The sequence below is a fragment of the Colwellia sp. RSH04 genome, from assembly GCF_003545765.1.
GTDB lineage: Bacteria > Pseudomonadota > Gammaproteobacteria > Enterobacterales > Alteromonadaceae > Colwellia.
The window spans coordinates 296214-312019 of sequence record NZ_QXIO01000001.1 but is presented as its reverse complement, the minus strand read 5'-3'; the positions used below and the strand labels follow the sequence as shown (position 1 = coordinate 312019).

The following is a 15806-nucleotide window of genomic DNA, read 5'->3' as shown; positions in this document are numbered from 1 at the left end:
AATCCATTGCTAAATGAGATAAGCCACATGGTTTTTATCATGTACAAAACGGCTCATTTCAGGCAGAATACGCCGCATTAATAATTGGAATCATCTCTTAACCGTTCCTGACATTGGCAGGCCACTTGAGGAAAAAACATGTTTACTCGTGATATGAATATTGCAGATTTTGATGCTGAACTTTATCAAGCAATGACTAAAGAAGTTGAGCGTCAAGAAGAGCATATTGAATTAATTGCTTCAGAAAACTACTGTAGCCCGCGTGTTCTTGAAGCACAAGGCTCACAATTAACTAACAAATACGCTGAAGGTTACCCAGGTAAGCGTTATTACGGTGGTTGTGAATATGTTGATATTGCTGAGCAATTAGCGATTGACCGTGCTAAAGAGTTATTTGGTGCAACGTATGCAAACGTGCAACCTCATGCGGGTTCTCAAGCAAATGCTGCTGTTTTTCAAGCGCTTGTAACGCCAGGTGGCAAAGTGTTAGGTATGAGCCTTGCTCATGGTGGTCATTTAACTCATGGATCACATGTTAACTTTTCTGGTAAATCATACGAAGCATTTCAGTATGGCTTGCATCCAGAAACAGGTGATATTGACTATGAAGAATTAGAGCGTTTAGCACAAGAACACAAACCAGAAATGATTATTGGTGGTTTCTCTGCTTTCTCTGGTGTTGTTGATTGGGCACGTATGCGTAAAATCGCTGATAAAGTAGGCGCATACTTTATGGTTGATATGGCTCACGTTGCAGGTTTAATTGCAGCAGGTTTATATCCAAACCCAGTACCACACGCACATGTTGTAACAACAACAACACATAAAACATTAGCTGGCCCTCGTGGTGGTTTAATTGTTTCTGCTTGTGATGATGAAGCTGTTTATAAAAAGTTAAACTCTGCAGTATTCCCTGGTGGTCAAGGTGGCCCATTAATGCATATTATTGCTGCTAAAGCGGTTGCATTTAAAGAAGCATTGGCGCCAGAGTTTAAAACGTATCAGCAAAAAGTGTTAGATAACGCTAAAGCGATGGTTGCTGTACTTCAAGAGCGTGGTTATAAAGTGGTATCAAACGGTACTGAAAACCATTTATTGCTTCTTGATTTAATTGATAAAGACATTACGGGTAAAGATGCAGATGCTGCTTTAGGTCGTGCTCACATCACTGTAAATAAAAACTCAGTGCCTAACGATCCTCGCTCTCCATTTGTGACGTCTGGATTACGTTTAGGTACACCAGCGATTTCGCGTCGTGGTTTTGGTGTTGAAGAAACACAAGCATTAACGGGTTGGATTTGTGATATCTTAGATGATATTAACAATGAATCAGTGATTGAAGCAGTTCAAGCACAAGTTAAAGAACTTTGTGCTCGTTTCCCTGTATACAAATAGAAACGATTGCTATCAAGCTGTTAAGCAAACTAATTTACTAATTCAGTAAAAATTATATTAAAATGGTCGCTATTGAGCGGCCATTTTTTTTGGTTGTATTTTAATAGAGGTATCTTATGTATTGTCCTTTTTGTTCGGCACTTGAAACGAAAGTTATCGATTCAAGGTTAGTAGCCGATGGTCACCAAGTAAGACGCAGAAGAGAATGCTTAGCATGCCATGAGCGTTATACTACCTTTGAAAGTGCAGAGCTTGTTATGCCACGTATTATTAAGCGTGATGGTACGCGAGAGCCATTTAATGAAGAAAAAATGGCAAGTGGTTTAATGCGTGCCCTTGAAAAAAGACCTGTTGGCACTGAGCAAGTCGAAGCGGCTATTAATAAGTTGAAGTCGCAAATGCGTGCTACCGGCGAGCGAGAAATTACCAGTGAAATGCTGGGTAATTTAATTATGGCGCAATTAAAAGAGTTAGATAAAGTTGCTTACTTACGTTTTGCTTCAGTGTATTTATCGTTTGAAGATATTAGTGAGTTCGCTGATGAAATTGCCCGTTTGGGTAGTGAAAAAAATGGTAAAGATAAAAAGACTCGTCAGAAAAAAGCCTAAGGTAAAAAGATTTTGACCAAAACGACGCCCGATAATGTTAATGCCTTTTCTAAGGCTGACTATTCTTATATGGCACAAGCGACTCGCTTAGCACAAAAAGGACTTTACACCACATCACCCAACCCTAGAGTTGGCTGTGTGCTTGTGAAAAATAATCAAGTAATCGGTGAAGGGTATCATCAAAAGGCGGGTCAAGGTCATGCCGAAGTTAATGCTATTGCCGATGTAAAAAAGAGATACCCGGAATCGTTTACTGAACAACTAAAAGGGTGTACTGCCTATGTAACGCTTGAGCCGTGTAGTCATTTTGGTTTAACGCCTCCTTGCGCCCAAGGGTTAATTAATGCCAATGTTGGTCGTGTTGTTTCTGCAATGGTTGATCCTAACCCCAGTGTTTCGGGCAGAGGTTTAGCTATGTTGGAAGCAGCTGGTATCACAAGCCAGTTTGGTTTATTAGAGCAAGAAGCGAAAGCACTTAATGTTGGCTTTATTAAGCGTATGACCACTAATTTCCCCTATGTGCGCTGTAAATTAGCCGCCAGTTTAGATGGAAAAACGGCAATGGCTAATGGCGAAAGTCAATGGATTACAGGCAGCCATGCAAGGCAAGATGTACAACGCTTAAGGGCAAAGAGTTGTGCCGTTATTAGTGGTGCAGATTCCGTTATTTTTGATAATGCTAAAATGAATATACGTTGGCAGGAACTTGGAGAGCTTCGTCATCAGTATGCACAAAACTTAGTACGACAACCTGTACGGGTGATCATCGATAGTCAGCAAAGGTTAACGCCAGACCTTGAGATTTTTCAGCAACATTCTCCTATTATCATTGTTGGCATTGAAAAAAATAAAAGTGTTATTCAAGACCTTGAAAAACCGCCTCAATGGCCACATTTTGTAGAGCATGTAACGGTAAATGAAAGTATTCAAGCTAAACATCAGTTAAATTCGTCAGATAAAGCAAAAGTAGACTTGGCTGACTTATTAAAAACTTTAGCAAAAAGAGGTTTTAACGAGGTTTTAGTTGAATCAGGCGCTAAACTTTCAGGCGCATTTATCGAGCAAGATTTAGTTGATGAGCTTATTTTATATCAAGCACCCAAGTTAATGGGCACCGAAGCAAAAGGGCTCGTTAATATGCCAAGCATTGAGTCGTTATCAGCGGCAAAAAATCTTGATATTGTTGATATTAACATGGTTGGTAATGATATTAGAATTACCGCCAAACTGATTAACTCATTTGAAAACGTTAGTTAGAAAACACATTTTATAATTAAATTGAGGCACTATGTTTACTGGAATTATTGAAGCCGTAGGAACTATTAAAGCAATAGATATCAACGCGAAAGGCGCCCGTTTAGTTATTGCGACCAATACACTCGATATGGGCGACGTAAAATTAGGTGACTCTATCGCGACTAATGGTATTTGTTTAACGGTTATTGCTTTTGACTCAACTAGCTTTAGTGCTGACGTTTCTAATGAAACATTGACCCGTACAGGGTTTGCTGAGTATCAAGTGGGTGCTCACGTTAATTTAGAAAAAGCCATGTTAGCAAGTACCCGTTTTGGTGGTCATATGGTTTCAGGCCATGTTGATGGCGTTTCTGAAATAAAATCAATTACGCATAATGGTAATAGTATTGAATATTGGTTAACTATGCCTTCTGAGCTGGCTCATTATATTGCTGAAAAAGGCTCTATTACGGTTGATGGTACTAGTTTAACAATCAATGCCCTGAGTGATGATTGCTTTCGTTTAACAATTGTCCCTCATACAGTTAAAGAGACCATTTTTGCTCATTATAAAGCCGGAACTAAGGTAAACATTGAAGTTGATTTAATTGCTCGCTATTTAGAACGATTATTACTTGGTAATAAAGAATACGGTAAAACAGATGAGCCTAAAAGCTCAAACATAAATGAAGCTATGCTAGCAAAAGCGGGTTTCCTTAAGTAACACATAGTAGAAGCCTGATATTAAGGCTTAATAAAACATACAAGCAGCTAAACGTTAAACGTTGCGACAAGCAAGAGGCCAACATGAATTTAAATACCCCGCAGGAAATAATCGAAGATATTGCTTTAGGTAAAATGGTTATTTTGATGGATGATGAAGACCGTGAGAATGAAGGCGACTTTATCATGGCTGCTGAGAAAGTAACTCCAGAAGCGATTAACTTTATGGCAACTCATGGCCGTGGCTTAATTTGTATGCCGATGAGCCAAGAAAAGTGTCAAACATTAAAATTACCGTTAATGGTTGATAAAAACGACGCGCAGTTCAGTACTAATTTTACCGTATCAATCGAAGCTGCCACCGGTGTTACTACGGGTATCTCAGCCGCTGATAGAGCAACAACCGTGTTAGCGGCAGCAGCGAGCGATGCTACACATTTAGATATTGTTCAACCAGGACATATTTTTCCGTTAATTGCTAAAGATGGCGGTGTGCTTAATCGTGCTGGTCATACTGAAGCAGGTGTTGATATTGCAAGAATGGCAGGACTAGAGCCAGCGGCGGTTATTGTTGAAATTCTTAATGAAGATGGCACTATGGCGCGTCGTCCAGATTTAGAGCTTATCGCTAAAAAGCACGATATAAAAATGGGCACCATTGCTGATTTAATTGAATATCGTAATGCGACTGAAACAACCATTGAACGTATTTCTCAATGTAATTTACCAACAGCTTTTGGTGATTTTGATTTAACGGTATTTAAAGACACTATTGATGGGCAAGCACACTTTGCTTTATCAAAAGGTGAAATCAAAGCTGAGCAGCCAACATTGGTTCGCGTACATTTAGAAAATACTTTTAGAGACTTATTATTTAGTCAGCGTGAAAGCGTTGCGACATGGCCTATTGCTGATGCCCTAGAAAAAATAGGTAAAGAAGGTGGGGTATTAGTGTTACTTGGCAAGCACGAATCAGCAAATGAATTAATTAACTTAGTTGAGAAATACGCGAAAATTGATGCGGGTGAATCGGTAAAAGAAGTAAACCGTCATGTTGGCTCGCGTAACGTGGGTGTGGGCTCACAAATCTTAGCAAACCTAGGCGTAAGTAAAATGCGTTTATTAAGTTCGCAAACTAAATACCACTCTCTATCTGGTTTTGGTTTAGAAGTAGTTGAGTACATCGCTGATTAATCACGGTTTCTATATTAAAAATCCTTATTTAGGGTAAGTAATAAATAAGCGTGTTCTTGCGTTATTACTTACCTTAATGCTAGGATTATTTTAATTACGAGATAACAGCTTATATTAAGGCTTTAATCCCCTTGTTTATCATCAAAAGAACATTATGCTTGCTACTGTTATCTTTGACCTTTGTTGGTCAAGGTATAGCTGCGTCATTAATGTCTTATCAGATGATTGCAGTTAAAGTGCAAAGTATGGAGGCATCTCAAATGCCTTCACATCACGGTCATATGATGAGTCAACAAGACCAGTCAATGGCCATGATGACTCACGATATGAGTACTAGTAACGATAATTGTTGTAGCAGTGACTGCCAATGCATAACCAGTGGGTGTTTTAGTGTCTTTGCTTTTTCTAGGCTTCAAACTCCCTCAGTCATTCTCGATATAACGGATAAAATCAATCAAAATACCATGTTGCTACCCCAGCAAATCATGCCCTCTCTTTTTAGACCTCCGATCGTAAGCTAATACGGCACAATTGCGTCTAAAATTCACGCTTTTTTTCAGTGAAATAAACATTAGCGTAAACGCAAAAGTATCACGTAATAATTCTATTAACGGTTTAGCCGCAGTAAAACCTGCTGCTTATTTTCATTTCAAGTCTAAAAAAATTGCCATTTGGAGGCATAATGTTTTCAGTTAATTTTCAGTCGTCAGTTATTGTACGATCTTATGTTCTAGCACTTACTTTATTAGTACTTGCTGGATGTTCACCCGTTGATGAGAGAAAAGAGTCTCATACGGCTTCAAGTCATAATAACGATGAAGTACTCACTATTTATAAAGACCCTAATTGTGGTTGTTGCGAAAAATGGATAGAGCACCTGTCTGCTCAAGGTTTGCAATCTGATGTCATTAACCAAACCAATATGGGAGTGATTAAACAAAAATATGGGGTGGCAACTCGATACCGCTCTTGCCATACCGCTTTATCTTTGCAAGGTTATGTTTTTGAAGGACATGTGCCTGCTAAATTTATCAACCAATTCTTAACTGAAAAGCCCATAGATGCACTTGGATTAGCAGTGCCAGCTATGCCAGTTGGTTCACTTGGTATGGAGGTGGGCGATAAGTTTATGCCTTATCACATTCTGCTATTGAAAGCTGACGGTAGTCATGAAATTTACGCTGAAATAAACCAGTATCAGGAGCAGTTTTGATGAATAAACTTATTTCAACACCTTTGATGTTGTGCAGTATATTTTTGGTTCATACACAGGTGCTAGCAAACAATGAAAGTGAGCCGTTAACATTAAATAAAGCAATACAACTCGCTTGGCAAAATGATCCTTGGCTTGTGGGTAATAAACATCAGCAAAAAGCGCTTGAGTTAAGAAGTGACGCAGAAAGTACCTTGGACGATCCGAAAATATCAATGGCTTTTGCTAATTTACCGACCAATGGTTTTGATTTGCAGCAAGAAGCAATGACACAATTTAAGCTCGGGATTTCGCAACAATTTTCTCGCGGTGACAGTTTGTCAATAAAGCAACAACAGTTACGATTTGAAGCAGAACAATATCCATTAATGAGAGCCGATAGAAAAGCCAAAGTTGCGGTGAAAGTAGGGCAATTATGGCTAGATTTATTTCGTGTTAAACAGAGCATTATTTTAATTGAAGAAAATAGAAATTTATTTGAAAAATTAGGACAAATAGCAGAAGCAAGCTACGGCAGTGGTGTTGGGAAAAGTAGACAACAAGATATTGTTAGAGCGCAACTAGAGTTAACGCGTTTAGAAGATAAGCTATACCAATTATCTGAGCAACAAGGCAGTTTTCGAGGGCGCCTACTTCCTTGGCTGGTTAATACATCACTTGAATCGCAGTTAAATGCGCCTATCAATTTATCGTCCTCGGTTATATTGTCCAATGCATTACCCACTATTGATTTGTTGGTGGATGCATCTTTTCTCAATGAAAACTATATGAATGAAAAGAAAACAACGAACTATTTGCTTGAACATTCTTTCAATCAAGCGATTAATCAAGAACTAGTAGAGCATTTCACACGTCACCCTGCCGTTAAAGCGATTGATAAGCAAGTAAATGTGAGTGAAGCAACAACAGCGTTAGCGCAACAAAAGTATCAACCTCAATGGGGAGTAAATGCCAGTTATGGCTACCGTGATGACGACCCATATGGTCAATCAAGAGCCGATTTGTTTTCTGTTGGAGTAACCTTTGACTTGCCTTTGTTTACCCAGAATAAACAAGACAAGGCAGTTATGTCGGCACATGCTCAAACAGAGTCTGTTAAAACGCAAAAACAATTATTAATACGTGAGATGCTAACAGGTTTTTTTAGTGCGAAAGAGCGATTAGCTAGGTTGAATCAACGTCTTGATTTATACAAAGAAAAATTATTACCTCAAATACATGATCAAGCTCAAGCGTCATTAACGGCCTATACCAATGAAGCAGGAGACTTTGCTGAAGTTGTAAGAGCAAGGATTGCGGTATTAACGGCTCAACTCGAGCAGTTGTCGATTGAAGTAGCCAAGCAAAAAATTATTTTAGACGTAAATTATTTCTTTATTGGAACGCTACCGATAGAAAGCACTCAATCGGTAAGTCAGCTAAATAGCAAAGGAGAACACTATGACAAATAAATTGAGTAATACGTCAGTAAAGTACCTACTTATCGCGTTTGTTTTAGGTGCGTTAATTCCTCTTAGTTATGTATTTATCTCGGCCAAGACTGACAACTTAGTTTTAGATAATGGCTCTGGTACTAATCACGATAGTAAGGGGGAAAAGCCTTTATATTGGGTAGCTCCTATGGATGCAAATTATCGACGAGATGAACCAGGGAAGTCTCCTATGGGAATGGATTTAGTTCCTGTTTATAAAAATGAAAATTCTTCAATGGATGAAGGTTCTGGAACTATAAGAATTTCAGCTGATGTGGTTAATAATCTCGGTGTCAGAATTGCACCCGCTAAAAAAGGCGTACTAAATAATATAATTAAAACCGTTGGCTATGTAACCTATGATGAAGATAAGTTACATCATATCCACCCTAGAGTTGATGGTTGGATAGAGAAACTTTATGTCAAAACAACGGGCGCAATGGTTACTAAAGGTCAGCCGCTTTATGATATTTACTCACCTCAGTTAGTGAACGCACAAGAAGAGCTACTAGTCGCACTTTCTCGCAACAATAAACAATTAATTACAGCGGCCAAAAATAGGTTGGTTGCATTACAGTTACCAGCATCAGCTATCAAAGAAATACAAGAAGCTAAAAAGGTAAAGCAAAGTATTACTTTTTTTGCTCCACATAATGGTGTGGTAGAAAACTTAAACGTACGCGAAGGCTTTTATGTTAAACCGGGTGCAACATTGATGTCTATAGGTGACTTATCACAAGTCTGGTTAGAAGCGGAAGTGTTTGAACGCCAAGCGACAAAAGTGCACCAAGGTAGCCCTGTTACGATGACAATGGATTATTTACCGGGTCAAGCCTTTGAAGGCGAAGTTGATTACGTATATCCGGTTCTAGCTAAACAAACACGTACCATTAAAGTGAGGGTACGATTAGATAACCCTGACGGGCAATTTAAGCCGAATATGTTTGCTCAGGTAGTTATTCATGCAAATGATAATGAAGAAAGGTTAATAATACCTAAAGAAGCGTTAATAAGAACAGGCAGTCAATCTCGCGTTGTTTTAGCGCTAGGTGAAGGCCATTTTAAATCTATTGAAGTAGGGGTAGGTCGTTTTGACTCGGATTTTGTTGAAATATTATCAGGACTTAACGAGGGCGATACTGTGGTTACGTCTGCACAATTCTTATTGGATTCTGAATCGAGTAAAACCTCTGACTTTAGGCGTTTACATCATCAAGTAGAAGAACATCGCATGTCTGAGCCAGTGAGCAAGGCCGAAACATCGGGTGTTATTAATACGCTAATGACACAGCATAAAATGGCTAATATATCGCGCGAGGCGATCAGAAAATGGGACAGGCCTGCTGCAACAATGGACTTTGTTTTTGCTCCCTCTCTTGATTTAAGTAAATTAGACGTTGGAACAAAAATAGATTTTACGTTTGAGATTCGTGATGGTGACTTTGTTATCACGCATTTCTCTTTAACGGCCGAACAGGAGTAAGCCATGATTGCCGCAATAATTCGATGGTCGGTATATAATCGTGTGCTTGTGCTCATTGCGAGTATTATGCTGGTTCTATCTGGACTTTATTCGATAAAAGAAACACCTGTCGACGCATTACCTGATTTATCAGACGTACAAGTCATTATAAAAACCAGTTACCCAGGTCAAGCACCACAAGTTGTTGAAGATCAAGTGACCTACCCTTTAACAACGGCGATGCTTTCTGTACCGGGCGCTGAAACCGTTAGAGGATTCTCCTTTTTTGGCGACTCATATGTTTATGTCATTTTTAATGAAAAAACTGATTTATATTGGGCTAGAACGCGTGTGTTAGAATATTTAAGTCAAGTTTCTGCGCGTTTACCAAAAAGTGCTACCTCAGAACTTGGGCCAGATGCCACTGGTGTTGGCTGGGTTTATCTGTATGCCTTAGTTGATAAAAGCGGTCAGCATGATATTAGCCAATTACGAAGCTTACAAGACTGGTTTTTAAAGTATGAATTACAAACCGTACCAGGGGTTTCTGAAGTTAGCGTACTTGGCGGTATGGTTAAGCAATATCAAGTGCAAGTTAATCCCGACAAATTAAGAGCGTTCGATATCCCGTTATCTTTGATTCAAACAGCGATTAAACAAGGTAATCAAGAGATAGGAGCTTCAGTGATTGAAATGGCTGAAGCGGAGTATATTGTTAGGGCCACAGGTTATATTAAAAGCGAGCGAGACTTAGAAAATATTCCTTTAGGGGCCAATAAAAATGGAACGCCTATTTTATTGAAAGATGTAGCCGATGTGGTCATTGGCCCACAAATGCGTCGCGGTATTGCTGAGCTTAATGGTCAAGGTGAAACTGTTGGCGGTATTGTAGTGATGCGTTATGGCGAAAATGCACAGCAAGTTATTAATGGTGTTAAAGAGAAACTAGCACAATTAAAGCAAGGTTTGCCTGACGGGGTGGAAGTGATCCCTGTGTATGATCGTTCGGCGTTAATTGAGCGAGCAGTGAATAATTTATCTGACAAACTAATAGAAGAGTTTGTTGTTGTTGCGCTCGTATGTATGATTTTTTTATTTCATGTGCGATCTTCATTGGTTGCCATAATTAGCTTACCCATAGGTATTCTTACCGCATTTATTGTGATGCATTTACAAGGTTTAAATGCCAATATTATGTCGTTAGGGGGAATTGCCATTGCTATTGGCGCTATGATTGATGGCGCTATTGTAATGATTGAAAATATGCATAAGCACATTGAAGCCCAGCCTGATAGCGAGAGAATATCAAGCCAAAAGCGCTGGCAAATAGTGATAGACTCAGCGACAGAAGTAGGGCCTGCCTTATTTTTCAGCTTATTAATCATTACGGTAAGCTTTTTACCCGTCTTTACACTTGAAGCACAAGAAGGTCGCATGTTTTCCCCGTTGGCCTTTACTAAAACCTATGCCATGGCAGCCGCCGCTGCATTAGCTATTACCTTAGTTCCTGTACTCATGGGGTATTTTATACGAGGCAAAATAGTTAAAGAACATGATAATCCAATAAATAAATTTTTGACTTATTTATATCTTCCGTTGCTTAAAAGTGTGCTCAATTATCCTAAAGTAACCTTAGTATCAGCATTTCTCTTTGTGTTACTTGGCCTATGGCCAATAAACAAAATTGGCAGTGAGTTTATTCCGCCTCTTGATGAAGGTGACTTAATGTATATGCCGACAACTTACCCTGCTATTTCCATAGGACAAGCACGGCAGCTTCTACAGCAAACTGACAAGTTAATTTATAGTGTGCCAGAAGTTGAGTCTGTATTAGGCAAAGTTGGCCGTGCTGAAACGGCTACTGATTCAGCACCGTTAACTATGATCGAAAGCTATATTCAGTTAAAGCCTAAATCGCAGTGGCGTGAAGGTGTCACTATGACAAGTTTAAAACAAGAACTCGATACGTTAGTGAAGCTACCAGGGGTTACTAATGCTTGGGTTATGCCAATTAAAACCCGTATTGATATGCTCGCAACAGGTATTAAAACACCTGTTGGTATTAAAATATCTGGCCCTGATTTAAATAAAATACAGCAAATAGGTCAGCAAATAGAAACGATACTAGCTGATGTAAAAGGAACGGCTTCAGTGTACTCGGAACGTGTTGCTGGTGGTCGATATATCAAAGTAGACATTCAACGAGAAAATGCCGCGAGATACGGGTTGAATATTGCTGATATTCAGCAAGTTGTAGCAACGGCTATTGGTGGGATGAATGTTAGTCAAACGGTAGAAGGGTTGGAACGCTATCCTATTAGTTTGCGTTATCCGCAAGCATATCGCGACTCTCCAGAGCAATTAGCCAAACTGCCAATCGTTACCCCCAATGGGCAGCGCATAGTGCTGGGGGATGTTGCTAATATATTTATCGAAGAAGGTCCACCAGGGATTAAATCTGAAAACGCACGATTAACGGGCTGGTCGTATATCGATATTAAACCAAAAGGGCAGGGAGGAGTCGATATAGGCCATTATATTGAAGATGCGCAACATACGTTAAAAGACAAACTTATGCTACCTGCGGGTTACTCTATTACTTGGGCTGGCCAATATGAGTATATGCAACGTGCTAAAGAAAAATTGACCTATGTAGTACCACTTACCTTAGCCATTATTATTATTTTATTGTATTTAAATTTTAAAAATATCGTTGAAGTTGCAATGATCATGGGGACTTTACCGTTAGCTATGGTGGGTAGTATGTGGCTTATGTATCTTCAGCAATACAATTTCTCTGTTGCGGTCGGTGTCGGGTTTATTGCACTCGCTGGTGTAGCTGTTGAAATTGGTGTAATAATGTTGGTTTACTTAAACCAAGCTTATCAATATGCGTTGTTGAGTTGTGAAACAAGCAAACAAAGCATAACAAAACATGTTATTTATCAAGCTGTGTTAGCAGGTGCAGGTAAACGGGTCAGACCGGTGATGATGACTTCTCTTTCGATCATTATTGGTTTACTGCCTATTTTATATGGTACAGGAACCGGCTCAGAAGTGATGAGCCGAATTGCTGCGCCAATGGTTGGCGGCATGGTCAGTGCGTTACTGTTAACGCTGCTGGTACTGCCGACCTTATTTTATCTGTGGCGTTGCGCTTTAATAAAAAATAATAAGGATTTTTAATGTTTTGCTTTGTTAAAAAGTTAGTGCTTACTTTGTTACTAATATCATCAATAACTGCTTGTAGTGTGAATAATGGGCAAAATGCCAATCAGGACGGTTCTAGAGCAATGGGTAATCAGCAATACAAACCCATACCCTTAACTGTTGAAGAATTACGTATTAGCAAAGCTTTAATAGCAATGCCAGATATTCAACATTTTTTCGATTGGGCTGATTTTAAACAAGATTGGGATAAGCAAACTGACTTCTATCAAGCAAAGCAAAGGGTTAGTGCTTTAGCAGGTGAGTTATGGCAATACAGCAAGCAACAAGCTCAATTAGGAGCCTTAGTTGATGATAGACCCTTATATTGGACTCGTTTGACGATTAATGCCTTTATCAAACAGCATAGTCAAGCCTTTAGTCAAAGTGAAACAATGGCATTAGTTGAGGTGTTTGAAAATGCCTCAAGGGGGCGAAGTGATTTAACTTATCGTCAAAAGGGTGATAAACGTATTTTAATTACCGGTTTTGACCCTTTTTTACTTGATAGAAATATTGATCAAAGTAACCCTTCAGGTCTGGCTGCGCTTCTACTTGATGGCACTGTCATTGAGTATCAAGATGAAGGCGGTGTAGTGAGCGCTGAAATCAATGCGGCTATGATCCCCGTGAGGTATGAAGATTTCGAGCAAGGTGAAGTGGAGTCGTTGTTAGCGCCTTTTTATGCTGTTAATCGTGTTGATTTAATTGCCACGATATCTATGGGGAGAACAGATTTCGATCTTGAACATTTTCCAGGGTTAAGGCGCAGTGCTAAAGCGCCAGACAATGTAAATATTTACACTGGAGCAAGTAAAACAAATCCTATTGTACCTTTGTTGTCTAAAAAGCCATTATCAAACAAAGAGTTCGTGCTATTTAGTTTGCCTGTTAAAGCGATGCAGCGCGCAAAAGGACCTTATAAAATTAACGATAACAAGCAAGTGACCACAACGACAAAAACTTTTTCACCGCAAAATATTAGTGATTTATCTGGGCACATTGCCGTTGAAGGTGGCGGCGGAGGTTACTTATCTAATGAAATATCATATCGCAGTATATTATTGAAAGATAAACTCTCATCTTCAATTCCGACAGGGCACATCCATACACCAAGAATTCAGGCGTTTAATGAACAGGTTAATAAGGATATTTTTTTACAAATTAGATCGATGTTAACTGAAGCACTCAGCGACTTATAAGGAAATTGAAGTGTCTTGGCATAAGAAAAGCAGAACGATTCATAAATGGTTAATGTTGTTTGTCGGCATTCAGTTTTTAATTTGGTCAATATCAGGGTTATATATGGTGGTGATGGACATACATTATATCCATGGAGACTCCTTGATAAAACAACCTAATAAGGAACAAAGCACTAATGTTAACAATACTCAAAATAGTATTTTGATCAATACCCAGCGTCCCCCCCAGAATAATATACAGAGCAATAGAGCTTTACCTAGTTTAAATAGCCTTCACAGTAGTCAATTGACGTATTCTATTAAGCAATTGATTAAGCACTATCCTCATGCTGAGCAGATTGAATTAGGGCGATTACTTTCGCAAACGGTATATCGATTTAAACTTGATGGACAATATCATGTAGTGGATGCAAACAATGGCGATTTGCTATCACCTATATCAAAAAGTATCGCGATAAAAATAGCACGACAACAGTATAACGGTGATGTCAGCAGTAGCGACGTTCATGTGAGCTATCTGTCTGATGAAGCTCCAAGAGAATTGAGTGCAAGACACTTACCTGTTTGGCGCATTGATATTAATGATTTTGCGAGCCCCACTTTATATGTGAGTGCAGATTCAGGGCAGGTTATTACAAAGCGTCATAGTTATTGGCGTATTTTTGATTGGATGTTTGCGTTTCATGTCATGGATTATATTGAAGAATCTGCCGATAATACATTGCTACTTATTGTTAGTGTTATTGCATCATTGGCAAGCTTTTTTGGATTAGTGTTAATTTACTTTCGCGTATTTTCTCAAGGAAAACCAAGAAATGTTGCGGTAAATAACTCATGAGGTTAAGTCGTAGTAAAAAGCGAAGTATGAGCAAATTCCCCTCTTTAGCTAAACTGCATAAATGGTTAGCTGTCTTGGTTTTTATTCAAGTTGTTATCTGGCTTGGCACAGGTCTGTTTTTCAATTTAATGGACCATGATAAAGCGCGTGGAAATCAATATCGAACTCAACCAGCTAAAGTTGAGGTTGATAGCTCTCGATTGATAGAGCCTAAACAAGTATTAACACAAATAGAGAAAGGCTCTAAGCAAACCGTTAATTCAATTAAGTTAATACAGCTGCTTAATACACCTTATTATCTAGTAAACCATTATCAGGGGCTATATAAACACTTTTTTAATCAGCACTCACTGGTAAATGCTTATAGTGGTCAAGAGCTTGTCATTGATGACGGTATAGCAAAGCAAATTGCAGAACAAAGTTATAGTGGTAATGCTGTAATTAGCAAAATCCAACGGTTAACTCCTCCTATTGAGGACTTTCTAAAAGAGCAAAACCCCGTTTGGCAAGTTAACTTTGCTGATGAGATGAATACTAGTGTTTATATTGAGATAAGTTCAGGACGAGTGGTTGGGCATAGTAACGACGATAAACGCTTTGTTGATTTGTTCTTCATGCTGCACTTTATGGACTATGGCTTATTTGGCCAAAACAGAACTGGAGGGTTTAATAATCTACAAATTGTTTTATTCGCACATTTAATGCTGCTGTTTTGTTGTACTGGTATTGTTTGGGTCATACGTTTATGGCGTAAGGGGCAGTACAGAGTATAGTGTTTTAACTAAAAAAATATTAGTGATATAGAGACGAGATTGAAAGTATTTGGGTGGCTAGCTTTGAACTTTTGAAAAAATTTTACTGCTGTTAAAACGAAAAAAGCGAAGATGAAATGAATCAATCTTCGCATTTTGCTTATTAGCGTTTTAAAAAACGCGAATAATTATAAAGCAGTAACGTTTTCTGCTTCAGGTCCTTTTTGACCTTGTTTTACACTGAACGATACTGATTGACCGTCAGCTAGAGTGCGGAAACCGTCACCCGTGATTGCACTGAAGTGAACAAACACGTCAGGACCATTTTCTTGCTCAATAAAACCGAAACCTTTAGTTTCGTTGAAAAATTTAACTTTACCAGTAACTGTATCTGACATACCAACATTTTCCCGTAGTCATAATTAAAAATGTGATCCTAATTTAAAAACATTATTAAATTAGTAATGATCGTTATACCCGAGTAAATGCCCTCTACCATAAGTA

Annotated in this window: 14 protein-coding genes; 13 read left to right on the top strand and 1 reads right to left on the bottom strand. The window is 38.8% G+C overall.

Annotation, left to right across the window (positions count from 1 at the left end; genetic code table 11):
• Positions 1 to 138 precede the first annotated feature (138 nt).
• The 13 genes from glyA (at position 139) to D1094_RS01205 (ending at position 15323) form a co-directional block, all read left to right on the top strand.
• Positions 139 to 1395: a serine hydroxymethyltransferase gene (gene glyA, locus D1094_RS01265; RefSeq protein WP_118958264.1), complete on the top strand. Its 1257-nt coding sequence runs from the start codon at positions 139 to 141 to the stop codon at positions 1393 to 1395.
• A 116-nt stretch (positions 1396 to 1511) separates the two neighbouring features.
• Positions 1512 to 2003: a transcriptional regulator NrdR gene (nrdR, locus tag D1094_RS01260; protein ID WP_118958263.1), complete on the top strand. Its 492-nt coding sequence runs from the start codon at positions 1512 to 1514 to the stop codon at positions 2001 to 2003.
• Between the two features lie 69 nt (positions 2004 to 2072).
• Positions 2073 to 3260: a bifunctional diaminohydroxyphosphoribosylaminopyrimidine deaminase/5-amino-6-(5-phosphoribosylamino)uracil reductase RibD gene (ribD, locus tag D1094_RS01255; protein ID WP_118958678.1), complete on the top strand. Its 1188-nt coding sequence runs from the start codon at positions 2073 to 2075 to the stop codon at positions 3258 to 3260.
• 31 nt (positions 3261 to 3291) lie between these two features.
• Positions 3292 to 3963 carry a riboflavin synthase gene (locus D1094_RS01250; protein WP_118958262.1) on the top strand — a complete coding sequence of 224 codons (672 nt, stop codon included), beginning with the start codon at positions 3292 to 3294 and terminating at the stop codon, positions 3961 to 3963.
• A gap of 83 nt (positions 3964 to 4046) precedes the next feature.
• A complete protein-coding gene (gene ribBA, locus D1094_RS01245) occupies positions 4047 to 5156 on the top strand; it encodes a bifunctional 3,4-dihydroxy-2-butanone-4-phosphate synthase/GTP cyclohydrolase II (RefSeq protein ID WP_118958261.1) in 1110 nt (369 codons plus the stop codon).
• 158 nt (positions 5157 to 5314) lie between these two features.
• Entirely contained in the window at positions 5315 to 5677 is a 363-nt protein-coding gene (locus D1094_RS01240) for a CopL family metal-binding regulatory protein (protein ID WP_118958260.1), read from the top strand.
• A 161-nt stretch (positions 5678 to 5838) separates the two neighbouring features.
• Positions 5839 to 6369 (top strand): DUF411 domain-containing protein, encoded by a 531-nt coding sequence (locus D1094_RS01235; protein WP_118958259.1) that lies wholly within the window; start codon positions 5839 to 5841, stop codon positions 6367 to 6369.
• Positions 6369 to 7820 (top strand): TolC family protein, encoded by a 1452-nt coding sequence (locus D1094_RS01230; protein ID WP_118958258.1) that lies wholly within the window; start codon positions 6369 to 6371, stop codon positions 7818 to 7820. The genes D1094_RS01235 and D1094_RS01230 overlap by 1 nt, the downstream gene beginning before the upstream one ends.
• Positions 7810 to 9324, top strand: coding sequence for an efflux RND transporter periplasmic adaptor subunit (locus tag D1094_RS01225; RefSeq protein ID WP_118958257.1), 1515 nt, complete (start codon positions 7810 to 7812; stop codon positions 9322 to 9324). The genes D1094_RS01230 and D1094_RS01225 overlap by 11 nt, the downstream gene beginning before the upstream one ends.
• Before the next feature lie 3 nt (positions 9325 to 9327).
• Entirely contained in the window at positions 9328 to 12489 is a 3162-nt protein-coding gene (locus tag D1094_RS01220; RefSeq protein ID WP_118958256.1) for an efflux RND transporter permease subunit, read from the top strand.
• Positions 12489 to 13712, top strand: coding sequence for a hypothetical protein (locus D1094_RS01215; RefSeq protein ID WP_259337781.1), 1224 nt, complete (start codon positions 12489 to 12491; stop codon positions 13710 to 13712). The genes D1094_RS01220 and D1094_RS01215 overlap by 1 nt, the downstream gene beginning before the upstream one ends.
• A gap of 10 nt (positions 13713 to 13722) precedes the next feature.
• Positions 13723 to 14550: a PepSY domain-containing protein gene (locus tag D1094_RS18575; RefSeq protein ID WP_182440063.1), complete on the top strand. Its 828-nt coding sequence runs from the start codon at positions 13723 to 13725 to the stop codon at positions 14548 to 14550.
• Positions 14551 to 14576: 26 nt separating this feature from the next.
• Positions 14577 to 15323, top strand: a complete 747-nt coding sequence (locus tag D1094_RS01205) for a hypothetical protein (RefSeq protein WP_259337780.1) — start codon at positions 14577 to 14579, stop codon at positions 15321 to 15323.
• A gap of 167 nt (positions 15324 to 15490) precedes the next feature.
• Here D1094_RS01205 and D1094_RS01200 read toward each other — a convergent pair whose 3' ends face one another.
• Positions 15491 to 15700: a cold-shock protein gene (locus tag D1094_RS01200; RefSeq protein WP_118958254.1), complete on the bottom strand. Its 210-nt coding sequence runs from the start codon at positions 15698 to 15700 to the stop codon at positions 15491 to 15493.
• Positions 15701 to 15806 lie beyond the last annotated feature (106 nt).

Bases quoted from the DNA above. Each gene is read 5' to 3' on its own strand.
- glyA (WP_118958264.1), top strand. From the start codon at position 139: ATGTTTACTCGTGATATGAATATTGCAGATTTTGATGCTGAACTTTAT.
- nrdR (WP_118958263.1), top strand. From the start codon at position 1,512: ATGTATTGTCCTTTTTGTTCGGCACTTGAAACGAAAGTTATCGATTCA.
- ribD (WP_118958678.1), top strand. From the start codon at position 2,073: ATGGCACAAGCGACTCGCTTAGCACAAAAAGGACTTTACACCACATCA.
- D1094_RS01250 (WP_118958262.1), top strand. From the start codon at position 3,292: ATGTTTACTGGAATTATTGAAGCCGTAGGAACTATTAAAGCAATAGAT.
- ribBA (WP_118958261.1), top strand. From the start codon at position 4,047: ATGAATTTAAATACCCCGCAGGAAATAATCGAAGATATTGCTTTAGGT.
- D1094_RS01235 (WP_118958259.1), top strand. From the start codon at position 5,839: ATGTTTTCAGTTAATTTTCAGTCGTCAGTTATTGTACGATCTTATGTT.
- D1094_RS01230 (WP_118958258.1), top strand. From the start codon at position 6,369: ATGAATAAACTTATTTCAACACCTTTGATGTTGTGCAGTATATTTTTG.
- D1094_RS01225 (WP_118958257.1), top strand. From the start codon at position 7,810: ATGACAAATAAATTGAGTAATACGTCAGTAAAGTACCTACTTATCGCG.
- D1094_RS01220 (WP_118958256.1), top strand. From the start codon at position 9,328: ATGATTGCCGCAATAATTCGATGGTCGGTATATAATCGTGTGCTTGTG.
- D1094_RS01215 (WP_259337781.1), top strand. From the start codon at position 12,489: ATGTTTTGCTTTGTTAAAAAGTTAGTGCTTACTTTGTTACTAATATCA.
- D1094_RS01205 (WP_259337780.1), top strand. From the start codon at position 14,577: ATGAGCAAATTCCCCTCTTTAGCTAAACTGCATAAATGGTTAGCTGTC.
- D1094_RS01200 (WP_118958254.1), bottom strand. From the start codon at position 15,700: ATGTCAGATACAGTTACTGGTAAAGTTAAATTTTTCAACGAAACTAAA.